The organism is Pseudohongiella nitratireducens, assembly GCF_001642735.1.
Taxonomy (GTDB): Bacteria; Pseudomonadota; Gammaproteobacteria; order Pseudomonadales; family Pseudohongiellaceae; genus Pseudohongiella; species Pseudohongiella nitratireducens.
Genome location: NZ_LWHM01000016.1, coordinates 123,979 through 149,759 on the forward strand (window position 1 = coordinate 123,979; position 25,781 = coordinate 149,759).

Here is a 25,781-nt window from a genome sequence, read left to right on the forward strand (position 1 = left end):
TCAGACTCCGGGGAAGATGTCTGTTACACCGGCAATATCAAGCAGCATGAAGAAAACCAACAGGAATAACAGGAAACCCAGAGCACCCTGACCCGCTGGCAATTCATCGATTTGCAGAGACAGCTGTTCCAGCTCTGCACCGCTCAGACCGGCAATACGTGTCTTGGCATCTTCAACATTCACACCACGCTCTGTCAGCATCTGCTGAACCTTTTCCTGTGACATGAACGCATTCACTTTGGCGAGATTTTCGCTGTGCTGTTGCTGTGACAACAACTGCTGTGTTGTTACCATACCCTCATTAGCGGCCATGGCACTGGGCTGAAATGCGATGCCCGCGGTAAAGACAAGTGCCAACATCCATACTGATACAGAACGAATTGCTTTTTTCATAGGGTTTCTCCCTTCTCTAGTGGCTTAAGTGAACTAATTCCCAGTTTCACTCGTTATCTCGGTCGCAGTGACCTGATGTATGTGAACGTCGCGCTGTGGAAACGGAATACTCAAACCTTCCTTGTCGAACGTTTTGTAAACCATCTCGTTCATTCGAAAGTGCACGCCCCAATAATCCGCGGCGTTTACCCAGACCCGTACCACAATATTGACAGAACTGTCTGCCAGTGCAGAAACCGCCATAAAAGGTTCCGGGTCTTTCAGAATACGTTCATCTTCATCAATCAACCGCCCCAGCACTTCGTATGCTTTATCGACATCATCTCCGTAAGCGATGCCGAAAGTCCAGTCGACACGACGTTGGGCTTGTGCAGAAAAGTTGGTCAACGAATCCGTTGCCAGTGGTCCATTCGGCAAAATAATGGTTTTGTTATCCGGTGTCGTTAAAATCGTAACGAAAATCTGGATCTCTTTCACCGTACCCATGTAACCCTGGGCGTCAATAAAGTCACCGACTTTGAAATATTTGAAAAACAAAATCATTACACCACCGGCGAAATTCTGTAATGTGCCTGACAGCGCCAGGCCTACGGCCAGGCCGGCGGCACCCAGAATTGCCACGAATGACGTCATTTCAATCCCAAGCACACTGAGCGCGGTGATGTAGACCATCACTTTAAGCAGGATAGACACCAGGCTGCAGAGGAAAGAGCAAAGGGATTGGTCGACTTTCGAGCGATCCAGGATCCGGCGCACAACACCCAGGATAATATTGGCAATCCACAGACCAATGACCAGGGTGAAAATAGCACCTACCAGCTGTACGCCGTAGGTCATCACCATCGCCGTCAGCGCTTCGGTGGAAAATTCAAAGTTCTGCATAAATTCCATAGTTCAACTCTCTTCTTATTCATTTATTCGCCCGTCCAGGGCTTATTCCATTAACCTATAACTTACCCACCAGTGTCAAATGGGTGTTTACAAAGCAGTGTAATTCTTCCATAACTTGTTATTATGACAGCTGAAACTCATAATCCAGCTTTAACCCCTGCCCAGGGATACAGGAGAGGGCTATGCTGACAGCCACCCCCAGTTGCCTCACCCGCCTGACAACGGCCTTGAGGGCACTAATTCGCAATACTTCACGTGCTCTGATTATTTCTGCTGGCGTTGCTTCCTTACCTGCGGACAGCTTCGCTCAGACCTCGCCGACAGCCATTACCGGCGCCAGAATCATTACCGGGCTGAACCAGCCCGCCATTGAAGATGGCACCCTGGTTTTTGAGCAGGGACGTATTACTGCGGTAGGCGAATCCGCCAGTATTACGCTGCCGGGCAACACTCACATTATCAACCTCAATGGCAAAACCCTCATGCCGGGACTGGTTAATGCCCATGGCCATGCCGGGAATGTTCGCGGCTTGGAAAACGGACACTACAGTCGCGAAAACCTGATTCGCCAACTGCGTCTGTATGCTGCCTATGGCGTCACCACGGTTGTCAGCCTGGGTGATGACCAGGCAGAAGGCTTTACCCTTCGTGACGAACAGGCCACACCGGCTCTTGATCGGGCCAGGCTGTTCGTGGCTGGTCCGGTCCTGTCAGCCAGCTCCCCTGAGCAGGCGATAGAACGCGTTGACGCAACAGCTGCCATGGACCCGAATTTCATAAAAGTCCGCGTTGATGACAACCTGGGCCGTACGCCCAAAATGCCTGCCGATGTTTACCGTGCATTTAGTCAACGTGCCAGTCACCACAATATTCCGCTGGCCGTTCATGCCTATTATCTGGAAGACAGTAAAGCCGTCGTCGAGGCTGGTGCTGATTTGCTTGCTCACAGTGTACGCGACACCAGCGTCGATCAGGCTTTTATCGACCTGCTCAATGAGACCGGCGTATGCTATGTCCCCACTCTCACGAGAGAGGTTTCTACGTTTGTCTATGAAAACGAACCCGCATTTTTCACTGACCCGTTTTTCCTTGCCAACGCAGAGCCTGATACGCTGACAGCTTTGCGCGACGAGGACCGCCAACAGGCCATCCGGAACAGTCAATCTGCGCAACATTATAAAACCGCCCTCAATACCGCCATGGAGAATCTTAAGCGCCTCAACGAAGGCGGGGTGACCATTGCCATGGGTACAGATAGTGGCCCACCTGCCCGTTTTCAGGGGTATTTTGAACACATGGAAATGTGGATGATGCAAGACGCCGGCCTGTCTCCGGCAGATATTATCCGTTCAGCCACGTCCCAGGCAGCAAACTGCACCTTTCTCGAAGGTGTCGGCAGCTTGCAGGCAGGCTATTGGGCCGATTTCCTGGTTCTTTCCGAAAATCCATTGCAGGATATCAACCTGACACGGTCACTTGAGCAGGTATGGATAGCAGGAAAACCGATTGAGAGAACTGGCTTTGCGACGCAACCTTAACTCCCCTGGCAAGATAATGGAATCACACCCCATGGACTCTTTCTGGAACAGTGACCGGGCTCAAAATCTGACTGGGGCTGCCGTACTGGTCATTGTCAGTATGCTCAGTGTTTACCTGCTCGGTCAGTCCAGTGAACCCTGGCCCGGCCATATGGCTCTGGCCACTTCGCTGTTTGGCCTGAACCTGGCACTTTTCTTTTTATACACTCAGCCCTGGGTTCAGCGATTCCGCCCCCGCAAACTACTTATGCTAAGCCTGGAAGCAGTGACAATTGTCAGCCTGTACTTCCTCGTTAACATCAGCTTCATTGCGATCCTCGGCATCGTCTGGATTGTTCAAGTCGCCGAAACTCTGCCGATTCGAACAACTGGCTGGCTGCTGGCCGGCGCCGTCAGTGTTTTCACTATTAGCCAGACTTTTCACTGGCAAGGCACCAGCCTGATGTTAGCGCTGACCGGGTCAGTCACATTATCCCTGTTCCATCTGTTTGCCGTTATCGCGACACACCGGGCAAGGCGAGAGCAAGTGCTGAGGGAGGAAACTGCAGCGTTAAACCGTGAACTTCTCGCGACACGCGAATTGCTGACCGAGCATTCCCGTCAATCAGAACGACTGCGAATTGCCCGTGACCTTCACGACCTGTTGGGTCACCATTTAACGGCACAAATTCTCCAGCTTGAGGTCGCTACACATATCACGGAAGGTGATGGCCGGCAAAAGGTCGAACAGGCGCTGGCACTGGGCAAGTTACTCTTGAGCGACTTACGCACAGCCGTCAGTGAGCTGCGTGAAGATGAACCGATCAAGTTTGAAGATGCTATTGAGAAACTGATCAGTGACTTACCAGGCATTCAGGTCCAACTGGATTTTGAAGCACAGCTGGAAGACATAAATCAGGCTGAAACACTGCTGAGATGCACCCGGGAAGCACTGACTAACGTGCTACGACACAGCAATGCTTCAGAATGCTTGATTACATTCAACCAACAAGACAGCGATTTCCAGTTGCGCATCAGCGATAATGGCGTGGCCCGCGAAAAAGTAGAGCCAGGTAATGGCCTGAAAGGTATCCAGGAGCGTGTTGAGGAAACCGGCGGCAAGGTTTCCTGGTACACAAAAAATGGTTTCACTGTGGATATCCGTTTGCCCGTTACCGGGGATTAAGCAGCCACCAATCTACTAACTGACATGCCTTCGCACATTGGCTGATACCCACTCAGACAGCAGCACGGTAAGAAAGATCAACACAAAGACGGTTGCCACCTGAGCCCAGGCCAGATTGTTGATTGCCGCATTCATAGCCAACCCTATACCACCAGCGCCGACCAGCCCCAATGTCGTAGATTCACGAATATTGATATCCCAACGGTACACACTGATACCGGCAAAAGCGGGTTTGATTTGCGGCCATATAGCGACCTGAAGGACCTGCATCGGGCTTGCCCCAGTGGAACGCACAGCTTCAACAGGCCCCACCTCAACTTCTTCTATGGCTTCATAAAGCAACTTCCCCAGAAACCCGATAGAGCGCAGTGCAATTGCCAGCATTCCGGCAAACACCCCGGGCCCGACAATGGTAACCAGCAACATCGCCCAGATCAGCGCGTTGATAGACCTGGAACTAACGATTACCAGCAAAGCAAAGCCACGCAAAACCGGATGGGGGCTGGTATTGCGGGCAGCCAGAAACGCCAAAGGAAATGCAATGAGCAGTCCCAGCAAGGTACCAATGGTAGCGATATTTATCGTATCCCATAGCGGCGCCAGCAAAGATCCTGTCACCTGCCAGTCAGGTGGCACCATCCGCCCCAGCAAACTCAGTGCTTGCTCGTCAGCATCATACAGAAACTCCCAAATAGTATTTTCCGATATGACCCTCCAGCAAATACAGAATAATGCCAGACCTGAGAACCAGAGCCCCCAGGCGATCAAACGCTGCCTGCGGCTTTTAGGATGCCAACTGACGCTACCGCTTTTTAAATAATTGACAGGCATCAGGCAGTCCACCGTCTGATATGGCCAGAGAGGTATTCACTGAGCAGTACAATGATAATAATCAAGATCAGAATGGCAGCAGAAGTGTCATAGTCATATCGGTTAATAGACGTATTCAACGTTGCACCAATCCCCCCCGCACCCACAATGCCGATCACTGCCGACTCGCGAAAATTAATATCCAGGCGATACATGCTAAGCCCTATCAAGCGTGGCATCACTTGCGGCTGCACCGCATAGTTAACCCACTGTAACCAGCCAGCACCGGTTGCTTTGACCGCTTCAAGTGCGTCTTTTCTGACATCCTCGATATCTTCTGCCAACAGTTTTGCAGTAAAACCCAACGTCGCAAAAGCCAGTGTCATTACCCCGGCAAGTGGACCAAAACCAAACATGGTGACAAACAGAATGGCAATAATGATTTCCTGAAAAGTGCGCGAAATGGCAATGACAGCCCGACAAAACAGGTACACCGGAGTGGGTGCCATATTTGCTGCAGCCCCCAGACCTACCGGTATGGCCAGCACGGTACCTATCACTGTCGCGACAAATGTCATGGTAAGACTTTCCAGCAGGCCCAGACCAATTTCATCCAGGCGAGACATAAAGTCAGGACGGGTAAAAGATGCAACAAAGTCCAGACCACGATCCATGCCCTGTGAAACACGGGCCCAATTGACCTCGATACTCGATGTTGCCAGAACAAGATAAACGAGCACTGCGGCGTTTAAGGTGAGCCGTTTCCAGCGTTGCCCGATAACCGGCAGAGGCCTCCAGACCCCTTGCCGGGCAGCGTTCAAGCGGACATCTTTGCCTGAGATGTCAGTCATCTGCGGGCTCCTGCCAGTCTTCCAGGCCATAAATGTCTGTTAACACCTGTTCTGACAAGGCTTCAGGTTTGCCGTCAAACACAACAGCCCCCTGCTGCAGGCCAATAACCCGGCTGACAAACTGTTGTGCCAAAGCCACATCGTGGATATTGATGATAGCGGCCAGATTCTGCTCCCTGCACAACTCACATAACAGCCTCATAATTTGCCGTGAACTCTTCGGGTCAAGGCTGGCTGTCGGCTCGTCAACAAGGAGTAAAGCAGGTCGCTGCATCAGTGCGCGGGCAATGCCCACACGTTGTTTCTGTCCACCGGAGAGGGCATCTGAACGTTTATCCAGCATCTCACTGAGGCCGACCCTGTCCAGTAATTGTGTCGCGTATTTGATATCGGCAGCCGGGTAGCGACGCAACAGGCTTTGCCAAAACCCGACGTAGGCAAGACGGCCAGACAATACATTTTCCATAACGCTTAAGCGCTCTACCAGTGCATAATTCTGGAAAATCATGCCAATCTGCCGCCTGGCCATCCGCAGTTGCCGTCCTTTTAACAATTCAAGACGGCTGTCGTTCAACAATACCTGACCATCAGTTGGCTGGACCAACTGGTTAATACAGCGAATCAGCGTGCTTTTACCGGCACCAGAAGGACCAATCAGGGCAACCACTTCGCCAGCCGCCACATTGAAGCTCACATTATTCAGTGCCAGTTCACCACCAGCGTAGCGTTTGGAAACGCCCTTCAGTTCCAGCATGCAGATTTCCTTATTATTTTGCACCGCTATAGCCGGTTGCCTTTCACCTGACTAATCACAATAATATGTGGTGTCGTTAACCCGGTCGATATCACGTATCAGCGACCAATGCTCCTGATAGGTCACAGGAATAAACTGTGACATGCCCGCATCAGCAAACTCTGCGGCGAGCGCACTGCCTTCCCAGTCGTAGTCGAAAAATGCTGCTCTGATCTTGCTGGCAAGTGCCGGCGCAAGATCGTGCGCAATGCCATAAGCTGTCGTCGGGAATGTCTGGGAGCGATAAACCATGCGGTATTGCGATTCGGAAACCACACCCCGTCCGACCATCCTTTTCAGTACTTCATTTGCGACTGCAGCTGCCGGGTAATCTCCGTTCACAACGCCAAGGATGGAATTATCATGGCTCCCTGAATAAGTAGATTCATAATCCACACCGGCAGTCAGATTAAATTCTCCCTCAAGAATACTCACTGGCGCCTTAAACCCTGAATTTGATGTTGGCGAGGTAAATGCCAGCTTTTTGCCACGTAAATCTTCGGGAGAGTTAATGTCACTGCCTGGATAGGTAATCAGCTCCATTTCATAGCCGTATTGCCCATTCTCACCCGCCATCATGGCAAATGGCACAAAGCCGGAGCAGTTCACTGCAACCGGGGTAGAGCCGGTGTTAAATCCGGCAATATGTAAACGCCCTGCTCGCATGGCTTCCAGTTGGGCAGCATTAGACTGGACGGGAAAAAAACGAATTTCCTTATCGGTGGCATCGCTGAGGTGTTGAATGAAGTCGTCCCAGACCCGGGCATAGAGAGCAGGGTCTTCCACCGGGGTATAGGCAAAGACCAGAATTCGGGGATCTCGCCAGTCCTCTTTTAAGGCCGGGTTATCAGCGACCAGGTCATCATTGGCATCCTGATACCGGGGGGACAGGCCACGTTGCTGAGCAACAGCGGAGCCAGCAAGAAGCATCAGGAAAAGCAGCAAGGCAGAGCGACTGTAACGCAGGGCGCTGCACCTCAGGTAATTTGACAGACAGTTCATCGGAAAATCGCTGTTTATTATTTGTTTGATACGATCATAACAGCCTCGAGAGGCGCTGCCTATGAGTCAGGGCCTGTTCCCGCCATGGCAGCATGATGCTGCCAGAGTGCCTGAAACTGGGCCAGCACGTGAGCAAAGTCAGCATTATTCAGCAAACGGTCTGCACCCTCTTCAGGTGGTTCAAAATCGCCCTGTAGCGCGCGTGCGCTGCTTAAACTGATACCTTCCTGACGGTTTTCAATCCGGCGTTCCCAAAGCGACACCGGTGAGTCTACCCACACAGCCCGGAAATTCGGTATTTGCGCAGCCAGATATTCTCTATGGCTCTTCTTATAAGCCCCCTGAGAAACAAGGATGTTTTGATGCCCATCAGCATCAGACAGCCGCTTTTTAAGCAATTTCGCCAGCCTTTCAAAATAGCGGTCACGCATGGCTGGCGTAAAAGGTCGGGACTCTGCCAATGCCTGTTGCATTTCCGCAGTGAGGTCAGTGTCGGCATGATAGACAGGCCAGCCATAGTATCGGGCCAGATTGTCTGCAACCCAGCTTTTGCCAACACCTGACAAACCGAAAAAGAACCAGACCACCGGCTGCGCTGCCTGATCTTGCCCACCCCCCGAATGCTGACTGTCTCTTTGACTTTGCACTAGCACACCCTGACTAATTACCGGACTGTCGAGAGATATCTCTGGCACGCGAATGCCCGCCCGGACTTGCTGAATGACATGGATTTTACCAACCTCTAATGGGTCGTGGTGAAGAGATCTGTTGCAGAACTTTGCGCACGACCCACTAGCGTGTATTATTCGGCTTTTTGCAGCAACATTGTAACAGGTACCAACAATGGGCAGAGCTTACCAGAACAGAAAAGAGTCCATGGCCAAAACGGCCGCCGCGAAAACCAAGGTGTACAGCAAGTACGCTCGCGAAATATATGTGTCAGCCAAATCTGGCGGAGTAGACCCTGACGGCAACCTTTCGCTGCGCAGTCTGCTGGAGCGCGCCAAGAAAGACCAGGTGCCATCCCACGTTATCGACAAGGCGATTGAAAAAGCACAGGGTGGCGCTGGCGAGGACTTTTCCGTTGCCCGGTACGAAGGCTTTGGCCCTGGCAACTGCATGGTGATCGTCGAGTGCCTGACAGACAACCCTAACCGCACTTTTGGCGACGTCAGGCAGTGCTTCACCAAGACAAAATGTAAAATTGGCGCTCAAGGCAGTGTCAGTCACATGTTCGACCATTGTGCAATCTTTGCGTTCAGCAGTGATGACGAAGAAGGTGTGCTCGAGGCCATGCTCAATGCAGAAGTGGATGTCACTGATATTGAGAATGAAGGCGGCACCATCACCATCTTTGCCCCACATACCGAGTACGCCAAAGCGCGCGAAGCCATTCGTGACAATTTTGGCGACATTGAATTGGACACCGACGAGATCCAGTTTTTACCTCAAACCACCACAGACGTCGGCGGCGATGATGTAGCACTGTTTGAAAAATTCACAGAGATGCTGAATGACCTGGATGACGTGCAGAATATTTACCACAATGCGGTATTGCCTGAGGAATCCGACTAGTTTTACCAGCACTCTACTCTTTCAAATTCAGTGGCTCTGGTGCAAAACCTTTATTATCAATAATCTTTCTTTGCCACTCTTCCGCGGGTGCAGGACGTCCGTATAAATATCCCTGGAAGAGGTGGCATCCCATGGATTCCAGTTTACTGACCTGTTGACGGGACTCGACACCTTCGGCAATGACCCCCAACTCGAGACTGCTGCCCAGTGCCAGAATAGTCGTCACAATTGCCTCATCATTGTTGTCAGTCAACAGGTCTTTAACAAAAGACTGATCTATCTTCAGCAAAGCCAATGGCAGTTGCTTAAGATAACCCAGCGAAGCATAGCCGGTACCAAAATCGTCCAGGGCAAACTGAATACCGTGCTTACCCAGCGCTTTCATCCGAGACACAGTAATATCAATGTCTTCAATCAACAGGCTTTCTGTCACTTCCAGTTCCAGTTTGCTGCCATCAAGCTGATGGTGTTCCAGTTGTTTTTCTATGACGCTAACAAACTCAGCATGGTGAAACTGACGGGGGCTGATGTTAATCGACAGCTTTACACTCTTTAGAATAGGGTCATGCTTCCACCTGGCAAGGATTTCACAAGCCTGCTCTATCACCCATTCCCCCAATGGAATAATCAGGCCACTCGCCTCAGCAACAGGGATGAAGTCGCTGGGCGGTACAAATCCAAGTATCGGATCCTCCCAGCGTAACAAACCCTCAACCCCGAAAATGTGGCGCTCAATGTCAACTTGCGGCTGCAGATAAAGGGAGAGCTGATTGCTATTGACCGCTCTTCTCAAGGCTTTTTCAATTGTACTGCGACGATTCAGCTCAACCTGCATATCCGGATCAAAAAACCGGATAGCATTACGGCCGCCAATCTTGGCAGACTGAAGTGCCAGGTCAGCTGCTTTAAGCAGACCATCACCATCCCATTCGGCATCTGTGAACATCGCCACACCGATACTGACGGTATTATTATATTCGCCCCCCTGCAGCTCAAAAGGCTGATTTAATTGCAAACGAAGCGCATTAGCTAGTTCTTTAACCCTTACCCTGGCTTCTGCCGGGTTCTGTGCGAGATCTTCAATAATAATGACAAACTCATCTGCCCCGAGACGACCTGCGGTATCGCTACTCAGCAAACCACGCTCAATCCGGCGCGCTACCCGCTGCAGCAACAAATCACCCCGGTGATGCCCCTGGGTGTCATTCACAGTTTTGAAATTATCCAGGTCGACCAGTAGCAGCGCACCTTCGTGTCCACTTTTCTCATGTGTCTCAAGGGCATGCCTTAATCGATCCAGTATCAATCTGCGATTGGGCAGGCCGGTGAGCGGATCAAAGTAGGCGAGTTGGTGTAATTGGTTTCGAATCTGTCTGTCTTCAGTAATATCTGTTGATATACCACAGAGAGAGTACACCTGCCCCTCTGTATCGCGCAGCGGAAGTTTGACCGAGATCAACGTGTGAGACTGCTGATCCAGCAAGACCGCAGCTTCCTCCTCTGCTACACGTTCACCTTTATTGATAACGCGACTGTCACTGCGGCGAGCCCGGTTACAAGTGGCATCGTCGTAGAAAGCGTTATCGGTTCGCCCGATAATCTGGCTGGCCGGTTTGCCCAGCATTTCACAAAATTTCCGGTTCACATATTGATAGCGGAAATCTTTGTCTTTGATATAGATGTAAGCTTCTACACTATTGAGGATGGTATGCAGTTGCTCTTCACTTGTGGCCAACTGCCGACTTTTATCTGCCACCATTAAGCGTTGCGCAATAGTCACGGCGGTGGCTATCATCAGCAAAATAATCAGCCCCGAGATGACGACCCACTGAAGCGTCGTGAAACGCTGCCCCAGACTGGATGCCATCCATGTATTGATAATCTGATAATAAGGAGAGTTCTCATCCGCCCGCCATTGCTGCAAATAACCATCAATGACAGGCAGCAGGGCCTCACCCCTGCCTTCTCCAGCCGCATAGTACAACTGGCTGGGCAAAAAGATGATGGTAGTGGCCGTCAATTCTCGACGCACTGATTCAATCTGTCCAAAAAAATGATTGGATGCCACACCGTCAACCAGCTGTTCCGCAACCGCATCGAACGCCACGGAAAGGTCATCAAACAATACCCAGTCCACATCAAGCTCAAAGCTTTCTGCCAGGTTCGTCAGGTAACTTTGCTGAATGGAACCACGCAGCACTGCAATACGGTGCCCGTCAAGATCCAGAGGTGTTGCAAGAGATACTTCGCCGGTACTGAAAATTTGTGACCAGCTTAATAAGGCGGGTGTATGATGGTAGTCAAAGACCTGTTCCCGTTCTGAGGAACGAGCCACATCAGGCATCAGATCGATTTCTCCCGATTCCAGCATCAACAGACAATCGTTCCATTGGCAGGGATGAACCTCAACCTGCCAGCCTTCCTCCGCCGCAATGCGATGAAAAACATCCCCCAGTATGCCTCCCAGGGCTGGTTCAGCCTGGCTTTCCGTATCTAGAAACAGCTTTGGCGGATTCTCGTATACACCCACACGCACCAAACGGTTTTCACTGGCCAAGCCAGGCGAAACCGCCTGAGCATAGCTGACTGCCGGCAAAACAGAAGCCAGCAGTGTACAAACAAGCAGGACAAACAGCGTCAGTTTGCTATACATCGTAGTTGACGCGCCTTTGTACTGCATTGACTCCCCCAGGCTGGCTTGCAGACGAAATTCTTATATCCGATCCTGACACGAACGTGTTGAAGCGACTGGCAGGGCCGGTTCAGGCCGTCAGGGTGTGACCCGAAATTCTTCAAAAGAATCAACTGCCTATTGTTGATCCTGAGCATAGATTTGGCAATCTTGATGCTTTGGTCAGAGAACAATTATTAGACCGGGTTCACATTATTAAAAAATAAACGTCTTGTCACCTGGTGATGCATAGTTTTTGAAGAAAAATATCCCCGGAAAACAACAATATTCCGGCTTATCATCGGTAGTTCTTTATATAAGTTATCGGTCCCATGCCCATTGCCTGGTAGTCAATCATGTAATCCATAGCTGCCAGTAAACGACGATACTGATCAAACCGAGGGCTATCCAGGCAGGAAAGGGCCTCAACAATAGCTTCTAGTGTCGACAGAGCATTGCCAGCGGGTGACTTACGCAAGGTATACCGGGGACAAGGCACCTGACCCAATTCAAATCGCGGTAATGCTTGCAAAACGGGCTGCTCCAGAAACATTCTTTTGCTACGCCGCCAAGTGGCATCAATAAATACCAGAGCATTTCCATTTACCTTAACCGGGCCACATGACGCTACGACTTCAGCATTATCACCCGGGTAGATCAAGGCCGCATTATCAGGTAACGAAGACATCAATAATTCGTGACCTGAATCAATTTCACCCGGCTTGATCGGTAAAACTGTGCAGTTCTTCAATCCGAGGCGAGCAATATTGACGGTATTCAACGCATGGCGTGACTCCCTGGGATCCTGCAACACAATCACCGGCAGCTCATTATCAACCACATGTACCAGGTGGCACAGGCAGCGACTTTCAGCTAGGTAACACTCTGGGCATCGTGCTCTGGGCATCATTCACTCATTTTGTTGCAATCAGAATTCCAGGCAGTAGCGCTCAGGGCATCATAGCTCAGAGGATAGACGACCACAGCCCATCGTATGCCGCTCGGCAGGCGGAAACTCAGCCTGTCGGCTTCAGACAATCCGCCCGCGTTTTCGAGCAGCATACGATAGGCTAGACGTGGTCTTACTGTCTGTCCTCTGAGCTATGATGCCCTGACCTTGTGCTATTCACCGGGCAAATAAAAACGGCCGCTTCAGGCGGCCGTTAATTTCAAAGAGTGACGAGTCTCACCTTAACAGGGAGTCGCGTGGCAAATCAGCCAGCTGCAGCCGCAAACTCGGCCTTTTCTTCGTCGCTGACTTCTTTGATGCTCAGTTTGATGCGGCCACGTGCATCCAGATCCAGTACTTTGACCACAACTTCCTGGCCTTCTTCCAGGTACTCGCTGATGTCTTCAACACGCTCACTGGAGATCTGTGAGATGTGTACCAGGCCATCTTTACCCGGCAGGATAGTAACGAATGCACCGAAATCTACAATACGTGCCACTTTGCCTTTATAAAGCTGACCCACTTCAGCTTCAGCCGTGATACGCTCAATCAGTTCGATCGCTTTATCACGTGAATCAGCGTCTTCACCATAGATGCGGATGTTGCCATCATCATCAATATCAACCGATGCACCGCTTTCTTCTGTGATAGAACGGATCATGGCGCCGCCTTTACCGATCACATCACGAATCTTGTCAGCATCCACTTTGATAGTGGCCATGGATGGTGCATTCTCGGATACCGTCTCACGGGCTTTGTCGATCACCTTATTCATCTCACCCAGGATATGCAAACGCGCTTCCAGGGCCTGATTCAGGGCAATTTCCATGATCTCTTCGTTGATACCCTGGATCTTGATATCCATCTGCAGCGCAGTGACACCAGTCTGAGTACCAGCCACTTTGAAATCCATATCACCCAGGTGGTCTTCATCACCCAGGATGTCAGTGATCACAGAGAAACGCTCACCTTCTTTGATCAAACCCATAGCGATGCCGGCAACAGGCGCTGTAATTGGCACACCGGCATCCATCATGGCCAGAGAACTGCCACAGACCGAGGCCATGGAACTGGAACCGTTCGACTCCGTGATTTCGGAGACGACACGAATCGCATAAGGGAATTCGTCTTCTGACGGCATAACAGCCTGAACACCACGTTTGGCCAACTTACCGTGACCAATCTCACGACGCTTAGGGCCAGACATAAAGCCTGTTTCACCCACACAGAAAGGAGGGAAGTTATAGTGCAGCATGAACGCTTCTTTGCGCGAACCGTCCAGGCCTTCAATCATTTGCGCATCACGGACTGCACCCAACGTGGTCACTACCAGTGCCTGGGTTTCACCGCGTGTGAACAGGGCAGAACCGTGAGCTTTAGGCAGCACACCGGTTTCAACCTCAATCGGTCGAACTGTACGGGTATCACGACCATCAATACGTGGCTGTCCATCAATGATGCGATTGCGCACGATTGATTTTTCCAGTTTGCCAAACACAGCTTTAACATCGTCTGCAGTGACTTCGTTTTCTTCATCTGCAAATTGCTCTACCGCCTGCTCCTGAAGTTGACCCAGTGCGTCATAGCGCTGCATCTTGTCAGAAATCTGGTAGGCCTCAGTAATACCTGCCGTGAACGCTTCAGAAACGGCATTGACCAGCGTTTCATTGCTGGCTTCTGGCTGCCAGTCCCAAACCGGCTTGCCAGCTTCCTGCTTCAGCTCGTTGATCGCCTTAATGACAGACTGCATGGCTTCGTGACCAAACAGAACCGCACCCAGCATCTGATCTTCTGTCAGCTGTTTAGCTTCTGATTCAACCATCAATACCGCTGACTCAGTACCCGCAACAACCATGTCCAGCAGAGACGATTCAAGGGCTTCGCTATCAGGGTTCAGGGTGTAACCCTCATCAGCATCAAAACCTACCCGCGCGGCACCAATTGGTCCAGCGAAGGGAATACCAGAAATGGCCAGCGCCGCTGAGGCACCAATCATGGCGACAACATCAGGGTCATTCTTCTTGTCGGCCGAGATGACCGTACAAATGACCTGAACTTCGTTCTTGAAGCCATTGGGGAACAGTGGCCGGATAGGACGGTCGATCAGACGGGAAACCAGTGTTTCCTTTTCTGTCGGACGCCCTTCCCGCTTGAAGAAGCCGCCGGGAATTTTGCCGGCGGCATACGTTTTCTCCTGGTAATTGACTGTCAGTGGAAAGAAATCAGCGTTTGGATTGGCTGTCTTCTTGCCTACTACTGTTGCCAGGACCTGGGTATCCCCCATGGTCACGACAACAGAGCCAGTGGCCTGACGTGCAACTTTGCCGGTCTCCAGCGTGACGGTATCATTACCGTACTGGAAGGTTTTGCTAACTATATTAAACATACGTATTTCCTGCTTGTATGAGACCCGGGCAATCTGTCAGTTACATTCTCTTCACCAAGAGTCTCTTTCTTATTCGCTGCTCATCTGTCTCAGACGGCGCGTCGTTTTAGCGACGCAGACCCAGACGTTTGATCAGTGCAGCATAGCGCTCGACATCTTTCTTTTTCAGGTAGTCAAGCAGTTTACGGCGGCTGTTTACCATACGGATCAGACCGCGACGGGAGTGATGGTCGTGCTTGTGCTCACGGAAGTGACCCTGCAACAGGTTAATGTTCTCTGTCAGCAGAGCGACCTGTACTTCAGGGGAGCCCGTGTCGTTATCACCACGACCAAATTCTTTTACGAGTTCAGCTTTCTTTTCTGTCGTTAATGCCATGTTACTTTCTCCAAAAAATATGCATCTATTGAATTCGGCATCCCATGCCAGCCAGTATAACCGTGCATATTAACAGTTACCTGGGTTGCTCCTTCACTAAACGGCGTGGTGACACACGACCATCGTCAAGCGCTTCACCAATGCCGAAAAACCTGTTTTCTTCATTATATAACCGAACCAGCGTACCCGGTTCAGGCAAACCTGTGACCATGACAGCCTGGCCATGTTTCACAAAACCCGCACTGGCCGCCGGCAAATTCACTGCAGGCCAATCACAAATCGCCAGGTCAGCGGGCTTTAGCAAAGCCTCTACAGCGTCACTACCCTGCTGCTCTGCCAATGCTTCAAGCTCTGCCAGCGTAATACAGTCTTCTAACTGGAAACTGCCCGCCAGCGTACGTCTCAATCGGGTCACATGAGCGCCACAACCCAGCGCCTCTCCCAGATCATCAGCAATGGTACGCACATAAGTCCCTTTGCTGCAACGGATATTCAGTGTTGCCGTGTCGCCTTCAAAAGCCACAAGCTCAAGCTCATGGATCGTAACCGGGCGAGGCTTGCGTTCAACTTCTTTGCCTTCTCGCGCCAGTTTATACAGCGGTTGCCCCTTGTGTTTCAGGGCCGAATACATCGGTGGCAACTGTTTAATATGCCCCCGAAACTGTGACAACGCATTGACGACTTTGGTTTCATCAAGATCATCTGTCGGGCGCTCAGCAATCACTTCACCCTCTGCATCCGCCGTGTCCGTACGGATTCCAAACCTGATATCAGTCTGGTAACCCTTGTCAGACTCCAGCAAATATTGCGAGACCTTGGTGGCTTCACCAAAACATAATGGCAGCACGCCAGTTGCTAACGGATCCAAAGCTCCCGTGTGTCCAGCTTTGGCGGCTTGCAAAATACGTTTGACCCGTTGCAAAGCGCCGTTCGAAGTCAGCCCTTGAGGTTTGTCCAGCAGCAATATACCGTCAACGGGACGCCCTTTTCGTTTTCTGCCTGCAGACAACTTAGCTTTCCCCGCTGTCGCCCTGGTCAGTGTGCTCTGTATCACTGGATACGGCATCATCAATCAGGGAAGACAGATACTGACCTTCACCAATACTTTCGTCATACCGGAACTTCAGGTTAGGTACCACTCGCAATGTCAGCGAACGTCCCAGTTGGCCACGCAAAAAACCCGCAGCTCGGTTCAATATCTGCAGGTTTTGCTTTATATCATCCTGGTCTTCCACCGGCATATCCTGCAGGCGGGTACCAATATTGTGGCGACCAGTACCAGAACTCATCACCGTGACATATACCGTCGCATAAGAGAAATCCCGACTGACATCAACGCCTGTCACTGAGATCATGCCCAGGCGTGGGTCGCGGATTTCTCGCTGAATGAGATCTGCCAGAATTCGCTGTATCTGGTCAGCAACCCGTTGTGCACGCGGCGTCATATTGGCCATTACAGTGTCCGTGCCACCTCGATGTTCTGGAACACCTCGATTTTGTCACCGACTTTTACATCATTGTAGTTCTTAACACCAATACCACATTCCATGCCGTTACGGACTTCATTGGCATCGTCTTTAAAGCGGCGCAGTGATTCCAGCTCGCCTTCGTAAATCACAACGTTATCGCGAAGTACACGGATTGGCTTACTACGATGCACAGTACCCTCAACCACCATACAACCAGCAACCTGGCCAAACTTCGGCGAGTTAAAGACATCCCGCACTTCTGCAACACCCAGAATTTCTTCACGAATTTCCGGTGCCAGCATGCCGCCGAGAATCGCTTTCACGTCATCAATCACATCGTAGATGACGTTGTAATAACGCAGATTTAGCGCTTCGTTTTCAATTACTTCACGTGCTGCTTTATCGGCACGCGTGTTGAAACCAATCATCATGGCACTTGAGGTTGCCGCCAGGTGAGCATCGGTTTCAGAGATACCACCAACACCGGCCGCTACTACATTGACTTCAACTTCATCAGTACCCAGTTTCTGTAGTGAGCCTGTAATCGCTTCCATTGAGCCACGAACATCGGCCTTAATGATAACGTTCAGAATGCTCTTACCTTCTTTGCCAATACCGGCAAACATGGCTTCAATCTTGTTACCTTGCTGCAGAGCGGCCATTTTGTCTTTGGTTCGCTCACGTCGGAACTCAGCCACTTCTTTGGCTTTCTTCTCATCAGCAACCACAACAAACTCGTCACCTGCTTCTGGTACACCGTTGAAACCCAATACTTCAACCGGAATCGATGGGCCCGCAGATTTCACTGACTGACCTGTTTCATCAATCAGCGCACGTACGCGGCCATACTCATGCCCGGCCAGAACAATATCACCGACACTCAGCGTACCGTTTTGAACCAGTACGGAAGCAACCGGACCACGGCCTTTGTCCAAGCGTGACTCAATTACCACACCGCGTCCAGGGCCATCAATATAGGCACTCAGCTCCAGAATTTCAGCCTGCAGGAGAATGGCTTCCAGCAATTCCGGAATACCCTGACCAGTATGAGCTGATACATTAACGAACTGAATATCGCCACCCCAGCTTTCCGGAATCACATCGTTCGCGGCCAGTTCACTGGTTACCTTATCGATATCAACATCTTCTTTATCGACTTTGGTTATCGCAACAACAATCGGGACTTCAGCTGCACGTGCATGCTGAATCGCTTCTTCCGTCTGAGGCTTAACGCCATCATCTGCAGCTACGACCAGTACAACAACGTCAGTCGCCTTGGCACCACGCGAGCGCATCGCACTGAATGCAGCGTGTCCGGGTGTATCCAGGAAACAGACCATGCCCTGTTCGGTTTCTACGTGGTAAGCACCGATATGCTGAGTAATACCACCAGCCTCACCGGTAACGACAGATGCTTTACGGACATAGTCCAGCAGTGATGTCTTACCATGGTCAACATGCCCCATAACTGTCACAACCGGTGCACGAGACACCATTTGGTCGCCAGCTTCATAGGCAATTGATTCGTAGAGATCATCTTCAATCGCATCCGAGGACACAAACTTGGCAGTATGACCCATTTCTTCAATAATCAGTGTCGCGGTATCCTGATCCAGGGTTTGGTTGATGGTTGCCATAACGCCCATCTTGAACAACGTCTTGATCAGCTCTGCCGATTTAATCGACATTTTCTGGGCCAGTTCAGAGACTGTATTCGCCTCGCCAATGATGACTTCCTTGGAAATAAACTCAGTTGGCTTTTCAAAACCGTGTTGCTGGGAACGCTGTTTTTTGCGCGGTCCGCCACGACGACGGCCACCGCGATCAAAGTCACCTTCGAGAACGAAGTCATCCATCCGACCTTTACCCGGCTTCTTGCTGCCAGCCGCTTTTTTGCGGAAGTTGGATTTCTTGCTGTCGTCTTTCTCGTCCAGGTCTTCCTTTCGGCTCTGTTTGCCAACTGAGCGCGCCTTGCCGGATTTGCTACGCGTCTTATCAGAGCGATCATCCGGTACGGGCTGTGGTTCTACCGGCACATCAGATACTGCCGGTTTATCAGCGGCTGCAGGTTTGTCATCTGCGGCAGCTACCGGCTTGGCATCACTTTCTGCCGCCTCTTTTTGCGCAGATTGATCGGCGGTTTCACTGGTTTCTGCCTGAGCTTCCTGAGCCTCGGCACCAGCCGCTTTTTGCTCTTCCGCACCTTCACTAACCGCGGGAGACTCTTCAGCTATGTCTGGCTTATTCTCGACAGCCGCTTCTGCGGCCACTACCTGTTCTTCCTGAGCCAGCTTTTCTTCGATCGCCTGCTCTGGAACTTCCTGTTGCTCAGGCTGATCCGATTGCAGCTCGCTACGCTTCACATAGGTACGCTTTTTGCGCACTTCCACGTTAACTGTCTTACCACGCCCCTGTCCGGAACTCTTCAAGGTAGCCACAGTTTTTCGTTTCAGTGTAATTTTACGAGGCGCCGAATCAGTAGACTGCGCCGTTGCCCCATGACTGCGACGCAGGAACAGCAACAACGTATTTTTATCTTCGTTGGAGATCGGTTCATCTGCACGCTTATGCGGCAATCCAGCCTCTTTAATCTGGGCCAGAAGCCGATCTTCAGTCACGCCAACTACTTTGGCCAGTTCACCGACTGTTACGTCTGCCATCTAGTTACTCCTGTCTGCTCTCGCCTTTCCGTTGATTACTCAAACCAAGGTGCGCGAGCGGTCATGATCAGTTTGCCGGCACGCTCTTCATCCATGCCGTCAATATCCATCAAATCGTCGATGGATTGCTCTGCCAGATCTTCCATACTCAGAATCTCTTTACCTGCCAGAGCCATTGCCAATTCGTCGTCCATACCTTCCATATTGAGAAGGTCTGCTTCCAGATTCGCACTGGAAAGTCCTTCTTCAGATGCAATTGCCTGTGTCAGCAGTGCATCCCGGGCACGATCCCGCAACTCTTTTGCGATATCTTCATCAAAGCCCTCAATTTCGAGCAGTTCATCCATGGGGACATATGCAATTTCTTCCAGGGATGTAAAGCCTTCCAGTACCAGCAACTCAGCAACATCCTGGTCGACATCCAGCGTCGCCGTGAAAGATTCAATGTAGCCACTGGATTCTTGCTGCTGCTTCTCTTCCGCTTCCTCAATGCTCATCACATTGATAGACCAGCCAGTTAATTCGGCTGACAGGCGGACATTCTGGCCGTTGCGACCAATCGCCTGGGCCAGGTTGTCTTCTTCAACAGCAACGTCCATTGTATTGCTGTCTTCATCCATAATAATGGATGCAACTTCAGCCGGCGCCATGGCATTAATAACCAGCTGCGCAGGGTTGTCATCCCAGAGGATGATATCAATGCGCTCGTTCGCCAACTCATTGGAAACGACCTGTACACGCGAACCGCGCATACCCACACAAGCACCGACAGGATCGATACGACCATCGTTGGTGCTGACAACAATTTTTGCCCGTGATCCCGGGTCGCGCGCCGCAGCACGGATTTCGATCACTTCTTCAGCAATTTCGGGGACTTCAATCTTGAACAGTTCGATCAGCATGTTGGGCGCTGTTCGACTTAGGAACAGCTGCGGGCCGCGAACTTCATGACGTACGTCCAGCAACAATGCACGGATGCGATCACCTGTACGGAACGTTTCACGCGGAATCATCTGGTCTCGTGTCAGCACAGCCTCGGCGTTACCACCCAGATCAACCAGAACATTCTCTCGGGTGACTTTCTTAACGGTACCTGATACCAGCTCGCCAACTTTATCCTGATACTCTTTAACAACCAGGTCACGCTCAGCTTCACGAACTTTCTGTACGATCACCTGCTTGGCAGTTTGCGCCGCGATACGACCAAACTCGACGTTTTCAATTTTCTCTTCCCAGGTATCACCCAGATCCAGACTGTCGTCACGCTCTTTCGCTTCACTCAATGGCAGCTGGCTCTCTGGCGACTCGACTTCGTCATCAGCGACTACCTGCCAAACCCGGAATGAATCGTATTGGCCGCTCTTGCGATCAATAGCGACACGGCAAACAACATCTTCATCGTCAAAGCGTTTTTTGGTAGCTGTTGCCAGCGCAGTTTCGATGGCCTCGAAAATAACATCCCGAGACACTCCCTTCTCATTGGAGACGGCGTCTGCTACTGCCAGTATTTCTTTACTCATCATAGTAGTGTCACCTTACTATCGAAACACACGCATCAATACGCAACATTGGCTTTCTCAATCTGAGAAAACAGTATTTCAACCGGCTGATTATCAACGGTCATGACTATCTTTTGCGGGTCAGCTGAGTTCAGCACACCCTTAAATTTACGCCGCCCATCGATGGGGCTGCTCAGACGTACATTTATGACTTCACCGACATAGGCTGTGTAATGTTCAGCCGCAAACAGGGGGCGATCCAGACCCGGGGAAGACACTTCGAGGGTATACTCACCTGCAATAGGATCTTCCACATCCAGTATGGCACTAATTTGACGACTGACTTTTTCGCAGTCATCAATGGTCACACCTTCTTCACTATCAATATAAACACGCAAAAGAGCCGAGCGACCTTTAGTCAGGTACTCAACTCCCCACAATTCAAGCCCCAGCACCTCAATAGCGGGCTGAAGCATAACCGATAGCTTTTCTGTTGCAGTTTGCACGTCTGCTTTCTGTCTCCTGTGCAATATTTTCGCTGCACAAACAAAAAGTGGGCCAATGGCCCACTACAAAATACGTTTGTATGGCACCGGCCTAACCATCTGCCTGTAATCACTGACAGATCCGGTACCCGAGCCATTCGGCAATCCTGGCAGTCTTTCAACTTTTCAACTGCCGATATTACTCGCCATCCTTTTTGGATGACCTAACAAAAAGCCCCATCGAGGGGGCCTTTCCAGTGCAGCCCGGTATAAACCTACTGCGACTTAATTGGTAGCGGGGGCAGGATTTGAACCTACGACCTTCGGGTTATGAGCCCGACGAGCTGCCAGACTGCTCCACCCCGCAACTAAACTGTTACTCAAAGAGCGAATTCTAAACGTATTGACGATCTGGCGTGCCGTCAATCGAGGGTCAGTATTGTATGTAATGATATGGCTTTCGTCAAGTTAAATCATGTGTCCAGGCGACTATTTACGCCACTACCCAGCTTTTAACATGAAAGCCCACCACGATATTTTGGTGCCGAAGGCGAGACTTGAACTCGCACGACCATAAGGCCACTACCCCCTCAAGATAGCGTGTCTACCAATTCCACCACTTCGGCAATTCAGATACCTGTATTACTCAGCGTCAGGCGCACTGTCCGGGGCCGTATTCACTTGAGGAATATCAGAAGCTGCATCCGCATCAGGCGCGGATACTTGCGGTATATCAGACTGCATTTCTTCCTGCAGCAAGTCCGGGTTTACAATCGGGGCCGCACCATCGCTGGCACCAACACTGTATTGCTTGGCAAATACTGCCAGCACCAGACTGGTGGCAAAAAAGACAACAGCCGCAAGACTGGTAGTCCTTGTCAGGAAGTTACCTGAACCACCACTACCAAACACAGTCTGGGAGGCGCCACTACCAAAAGCTGCTCCGGTTTCAGCACCTTTGCCCTGCTGCAACAGCACCAAACCAATGATCGCAATGGCTGCGATCACGTGCACGATTATTACCAGCGTCTCCATAATTCAGCTCACACTCTGACAAATTCGTATAAAATCTTTGGCGTTCAGGGACGCACCCCCGACCAAACCACCGTCAATATCCTCACAGGCAAACAATGCTTCAGCATTATCGGCATTAACGCTGCCACCGTAGAGAATCTGTACACCAGAGGCGACGCCTGCATCAAACTGCGCAACCACCTGACGAATAAACGCATGCATCAACTGCGCATCTTCCGCGCTTGCTGCCTGCCCGGTACCAATTGCCCAGACTGGCTCATAAGCAATAACCGCGTCTTCCAGAGCCTTAACACCACACTGCTCAATAATCGCAGTCATTTGCGTGGCCACGACATCCTCTGCATGTCCGCTTTGACGATGATCAAGCGACTCACCAACGCAAAGCACTGGAATCAGACCAGCTGCTTGTGCGGCAGCGAACTTTTTCGCTACCAGCTCATCACTTTCCCCGCAGCGAACCCGCCGCTCGGAATGCCCTACCAGCACAAATCGAACCCGGAAATCAGACAGCATACTGCCCGACACCTCTCCGGTAAAAGCACCCGATGCTTCTTCCGACAAATCCTGCGCACCCAGTACGATCTCACTACCAAATGCAGCTTCAGCAACCTGTCCCAGGTAGGGATAGGGCGGGCAAACCACAACATCAACACCATTGATGCCATTGGCTAACACCGGCAAAAGATCAGACACCAGACTTTTGATACTGGCCTGGCTGCCATTCATTTTCCAGTTACCTGCAACCAGAGCTCGACGCATCGTACTTGCTGTGCCTCTTATTCTAAAACGGCCGTCGACAAAACGGGGCGCCACTATAGCGATTTTACCCCAACCTTGCAAGCAAACCGAGCAGGGCCCCGCTGCTCATGCGCAAAGTTCTGAAACTTTAGCTTCCAGCCACTAGCCAGCGACTGACGCCACAACACTTGCCAGTGTTTCGGCCCGCGATTTCACATCACTGGCATCATCACCTTCAACCATCACCCTGACCACTGGCTCTGTTCCTGACGGCCGCAAAAGGACACGACCGCGACCGGCCATTTCTTTTTCGTGCGCAGCCACCGCCTTTGCAATACTGGCGTCAGTCATGACTTTCTGCTTGTCGGCCACTTTCACATTGCACATGGTCTGGGGCATTTTAACCATCTTTGAACGCAGATCATGAAGTGATGCATCACACTGAATCATTGCGACAAGCACCTGCAGCGCCGAGACAATACCATCCCCGGTCGTTGATACATCCAGGCAAACGATGTGACCTGAGGACTCTCCACCCAGTGTCCAGTCGTTTTTCTTTAACGCTTCCATCACATAACGATCACCAACATCTGTACGCACAAAAGGAACATCAAGCGCCTCAAGGCCCAGTTGCAATCCAAGATTGCTCATCAGCGTCCCTACGACACCGCCAAAAGAGACATTCCTGCGACGCCGGTCACGGGCAATGATGTAAAGAATCTCATCCCCATCTACCTCTACACCCATGTGATCGACCATCACAACACGATCGCCATCGCCATCAAAGGCAATGCCCAGGTCAGCTTTCTGCGACAGGACTTCTTCAATCAGCTTTTGCGGGGCTGTCGAACCACACTGCTTATTGATGTTGAGACCGTCGGGAGACGTTCCGATTGTCGTTACACTGGCACCCAGCTCTGAGAAAACATTAGCGGCAATATGGTAGGTCGAGCCATTGGCACAGTCGAGCACAATTTTAAGGCCTTGCAACACGATGTTGCCGGGAATCGTCCCTTTGCAATACTCGATATAGCGTCCGGCAGCATCTGTAATCCTGGATACTTTGCCGATATCTTTGGACTCAACCGTCGTGAGCTCTTTTTCCAGGTAAGACTCGATGGCCAACTCTGTTTCATCAGGCAACTTACGGCCATCCCCTGCAAAAAACTTGATGCCATTATCCGGATAAGCATTGTGCGAGGCACTAATCACAATCCCTGCCTGCGCCTGGAATGTTCGTGTAAGATAGGCCACAGCCGGAGTGGGCATTGGCCCTAACATGTGGATGTCGACTCCCGCCGAAGCCAGACCAGCCTCCAGTGCTGCTTCAAACATATAGCCGGAAATCCGGGTATCCTTACCTATCAGAATCTTGCCCCGTTTGCCGCCTTCAGCAAATACCTTGCCTGCAGCCCAGCCCAGCTTAAGCACAAAGTCAGGTGTAATCGGAAAATCACCTACTCTCCCCCGAATACCATCGGTACCGAAATAACGCTTTTGTGATTCCCTTTTTCCACTCATGACTGATCCCTAACTGTTCTAATAATATTCATATCCGGGGGCACCCTAAATCGGGTTAAAAGACACGGCATTTTCGCGCAACGCCGTCACTACCTTGGCGCAATCGACAGTTGCAGCAACATCATGCACCCGGATGATATCGGCACCAAGCCACATCGCCAATGAGGCACCGGACAGGCTGCCAGCCAATCGTTCTGACACATCCCGCCCGGTCACGGCACCAATCATGGATTTGCGCGACAGGCCTATCAGTAACGGCAGGCCCAATTGTTTTATTCCTGGCAATGCCGACAACAACTCATAGTTGTGGGCAACGGTTTTACCAAAACCAAAACCAGGATCAAGGCAGATACGCTCAGCAGCAATACCTGCCTCAACACAGGCTGCAACCCGCCCCTCCAGGAATCCAATCACTTCGTCAGTAACAGAGTCATACAAAGGCGCATCCTGCATGCTCTCAGGCTGACCCTGCATGTGCATCAGACAGACAGCCATGTCACTGTCTGCTACCGCACCGAGGGCGCCGGGGCGCTGCAAAGCCCTGACATCATTAATCATACCTGCGCCTGCCCGAGCAGCCTCACGAATAACGGCAGCAGTACTGGTATCAACAGAGACCAGTGCACCCAGCTGTTTACTGATGGCTTCTACGACAGGAACTACCCGGTCAAGTTCTTCCTGCTCAGACACAGGCTCTGCACCGGGTCGGGTTGACTCGCCGCCAACATCAATCAATGCAGCCCCGTCGCGAATCATTTGCTCAGCGCTTGCAAGAGCGCGATCCAGGGAAATACGAAAATCAGACTGGGAAGGAAAAGACGGTGACCGATAACGGCCACCGTCAGAGAAAGAATCGGGGGTGACATTCAACACCCCCATGATCTTCGGCTGTTTCAGCTCCAGCCATTGCCCGGCGCACCACAAGCGCTGCGCCGCCGAAATATCACCCGAAAAACTGCGGTGGCTGTCCATGC

Annotated in this window: 23 protein-coding genes and 2 tRNA genes; 3 read left to right on the forward strand and 22 right to left on the reverse strand. The window is 51.2% G+C overall.

The genetic code is table 11. From position 1 onward, the window contains the following. Together PSCS_RS05885 and PSCS_RS05890 are read right to left on the reverse strand one after the other, a co-directional pair. Positions 1-393 carry a PA2779 family protein gene (locus PSCS_RS05885; RefSeq protein ID WP_068810860.1) on the reverse strand — a complete coding sequence of 131 codons (393 nt, stop codon included), beginning with the start codon at positions 391-393 and terminating at the stop codon, positions 1-3. Between the two features lie 33 nt (positions 394-426). Next, positions 427-1,284 carry a mechanosensitive ion channel family protein gene (locus tag PSCS_RS05890; protein WP_068810861.1) on the reverse strand — a complete coding sequence of 286 codons (858 nt, stop codon included), beginning with the start codon at positions 1,282-1,284 and terminating at the stop codon, positions 427-429. Between the two features lie 182 nt (positions 1,285-1,466). On the opposite strand from PSCS_RS05890, the gene PSCS_RS05895 reads away from it, so the two are divergent. Together PSCS_RS05895 and PSCS_RS05900 are read left to right on the forward strand one after the other, a co-directional pair. Next, positions 1,467-2,822 (forward strand): amidohydrolase family protein, encoded by a 1,356-nt coding sequence (locus tag PSCS_RS05895; RefSeq protein ID WP_068810862.1) that lies wholly within the window; start codon positions 1,467-1,469, stop codon positions 2,820-2,822. Beyond that, positions 2,791-3,987, forward strand: a complete 1,197-nt coding sequence (locus PSCS_RS05900) for a sensor histidine kinase (protein WP_157885636.1) — start codon at positions 2,791-2,793, stop codon at positions 3,985-3,987. Before PSCS_RS05895 ends, PSCS_RS05900 begins: the two co-directional genes overlap by 32 nt. A gap of 15 nt (positions 3,988-4,002) precedes the next feature. Here the strand turns inward: PSCS_RS05900 and phnE (PSCS_RS05905) are convergent, their stop codons facing one another. Genes phnE (PSCS_RS05905) through PSCS_RS05925 form a run of 5 tightly spaced genes read right to left on the reverse strand, consistent with a single transcriptional unit; the run spans position 4,003 to position 8,138 of the window. Next, positions 4,003-4,818 (reverse strand): phosphonate ABC transporter, permease protein PhnE, encoded by an 816-nt coding sequence (gene phnE, locus PSCS_RS05905; RefSeq protein ID WP_068810864.1) that lies wholly within the window; start codon positions 4,816-4,818, stop codon positions 4,003-4,005. After that, positions 4,818-5,648, reverse strand: a complete 831-nt coding sequence (gene phnE, locus PSCS_RS05910) for a phosphonate ABC transporter, permease protein PhnE (RefSeq protein WP_068810865.1) — start codon at positions 5,646-5,648, stop codon at positions 4,818-4,820. Before phnE (PSCS_RS05910) ends, phnE (PSCS_RS05905) begins: the two co-directional genes overlap by 1 nt. Further along, positions 5,641-6,402, reverse strand: coding sequence for a phosphonate ABC transporter ATP-binding protein (gene phnC, locus PSCS_RS05915; RefSeq protein WP_068810866.1), 762 nt, complete (start codon positions 6,400-6,402; stop codon positions 5,641-5,643). Before phnC ends, phnE (PSCS_RS05910) begins: the two co-directional genes overlap by 8 nt. Positions 6,403-6,453: 51 nt before the next feature. Beyond that, the gene (gene phnD / locus PSCS_RS05920; protein ID WP_267890015.1) at positions 6,454-7,443 is read right to left on the reverse strand and encodes a phosphate/phosphite/phosphonate ABC transporter substrate-binding protein; all 990 of its coding nucleotides are present in this window, start codon (positions 7,441-7,443) and stop codon (positions 6,454-6,456) included. A gap of 59 nt (positions 7,444-7,502) precedes the next feature. Further along, positions 7,503-8,138, reverse strand: coding sequence for an AAA family ATPase (locus PSCS_RS05925; RefSeq protein ID WP_157885637.1), 636 nt, complete (start codon positions 8,136-8,138; stop codon positions 7,503-7,505). 148 nt (positions 8,139-8,286) lie between these two features. On the opposite strand from PSCS_RS05925, the gene PSCS_RS05930 reads away from it, so the two are divergent. Next, a complete protein-coding gene (locus tag PSCS_RS05930; protein ID WP_068810868.1) occupies positions 8,287-9,018 on the forward strand; it encodes a YebC/PmpR family DNA-binding transcriptional regulator in 732 nt (243 codons plus the stop codon). 13 nt (positions 9,019-9,031) lie between these two features. Here the strand turns inward: PSCS_RS05930 and PSCS_RS05935 are convergent, their stop codons facing one another. The 15 genes from PSCS_RS05935 to folP form a co-directional block, all read right to left on the reverse strand. Continuing rightward, positions 9,032-11,698 carry an EAL domain-containing protein gene (locus PSCS_RS05935; protein WP_082866495.1) on the reverse strand — a complete coding sequence of 889 codons (2,667 nt, stop codon included), beginning with the start codon at positions 11,696-11,698 and terminating at the stop codon, positions 9,032-9,034. A gap of 289 nt (positions 11,699-11,987) precedes the next feature. Next, on the reverse strand, positions 11,988-12,599 hold the full coding sequence (locus tag PSCS_RS05940) for a tRNA-uridine aminocarboxypropyltransferase (RefSeq protein WP_082866494.1): 612 nt from the start codon (positions 12,597-12,599) through the stop codon (positions 11,988-11,990). Between the two features lie 304 nt (positions 12,600-12,903). Beyond that, on the reverse strand, positions 12,904-15,024 hold the full coding sequence (gene pnp / locus PSCS_RS05945; RefSeq protein WP_068810869.1) for a polyribonucleotide nucleotidyltransferase: 2,121 nt from the start codon (positions 15,022-15,024) through the stop codon (positions 12,904-12,906). Positions 15,025-15,130: 106 nt separating this feature from the next. After that, positions 15,131-15,400 (reverse strand): 30S ribosomal protein S15, encoded by a 270-nt coding sequence (gene rpsO, locus PSCS_RS05950; RefSeq protein WP_068810870.1) that lies wholly within the window; start codon positions 15,398-15,400, stop codon positions 15,131-15,133. Positions 15,401-15,476: 76 nt separating this feature from the next. After that, the gene (gene truB, locus PSCS_RS05955; RefSeq protein ID WP_068810871.1) at positions 15,477-16,409 is read right to left on the reverse strand and encodes a tRNA pseudouridine(55) synthase TruB; all 933 of its coding nucleotides are present in this window, start codon (positions 16,407-16,409) and stop codon (positions 15,477-15,479) included. A 1-nt stretch (position 16,410) separates the two neighbouring features. Next, the gene (gene rbfA, locus PSCS_RS05960; protein WP_068810872.1) at positions 16,411-16,854 is read right to left on the reverse strand and encodes a 30S ribosome-binding factor RbfA; all 444 of its coding nucleotides are present in this window, start codon (positions 16,852-16,854) and stop codon (positions 16,411-16,413) included. Then, complete coding sequence (gene infB, locus PSCS_RS05965) at positions 16,854-19,529, reverse strand: translation initiation factor IF-2 (RefSeq protein ID WP_068810873.1); 2,676 nt, start codon at positions 19,527-19,529, stop codon at positions 16,854-16,856. The genes rbfA and infB overlap by 1 nt, the downstream gene beginning before the upstream one ends. Positions 19,530-19,564: 35 nt before the next feature. Next, positions 19,565-21,049 carry a transcription termination factor NusA gene (gene nusA / locus PSCS_RS05970; protein WP_068811004.1) on the reverse strand — a complete coding sequence of 495 codons (1,485 nt, stop codon included), beginning with the start codon at positions 21,047-21,049 and terminating at the stop codon, positions 19,565-19,567. A 35-nt stretch (positions 21,050-21,084) separates the two neighbouring features. Then, a complete protein-coding gene (gene rimP / locus PSCS_RS05975; protein ID WP_082866492.1) occupies positions 21,085-21,534 on the reverse strand; it encodes a ribosome maturation factor RimP in 450 nt (149 codons plus the stop codon). Positions 21,535-21,803: 269 nt separating this feature from the next. Beyond that, a tRNA-Met gene (locus PSCS_RS05980) sits at positions 21,804-21,880 on the reverse strand. 172 nt (positions 21,881-22,052) lie between these two features. Beyond that, a tRNA-Leu gene (locus tag PSCS_RS05985) sits at positions 22,053-22,139 on the reverse strand. 16 nt (positions 22,140-22,155) lie between these two features. After that, positions 22,156-22,548, reverse strand: coding sequence for a preprotein translocase subunit SecG (secG, locus tag PSCS_RS05990; RefSeq protein ID WP_068810875.1), 393 nt, complete (start codon positions 22,546-22,548; stop codon positions 22,156-22,158). A gap of 3 nt (positions 22,549-22,551) precedes the next feature. After that, on the reverse strand, positions 22,552-23,307 hold the full coding sequence (tpiA, locus tag PSCS_RS05995; protein WP_068810876.1) for a triose-phosphate isomerase: 756 nt from the start codon (positions 23,305-23,307) through the stop codon (positions 22,552-22,554). A gap of 141 nt (positions 23,308-23,448) precedes the next feature. Next, positions 23,449-24,807 (reverse strand): phosphoglucosamine mutase, encoded by a 1,359-nt coding sequence (glmM, locus tag PSCS_RS06000; RefSeq protein ID WP_068810877.1) that lies wholly within the window; start codon positions 24,805-24,807, stop codon positions 23,449-23,451. A gap of 45 nt (positions 24,808-24,852) precedes the next feature. After that, a complete protein-coding gene (gene folP, locus PSCS_RS06005; protein ID WP_068810878.1) occupies positions 24,853-25,779 on the reverse strand; it encodes a dihydropteroate synthase in 927 nt (308 codons plus the stop codon). Between the last annotated feature and the right edge of the window lie 2 nt (positions 25,780-25,781).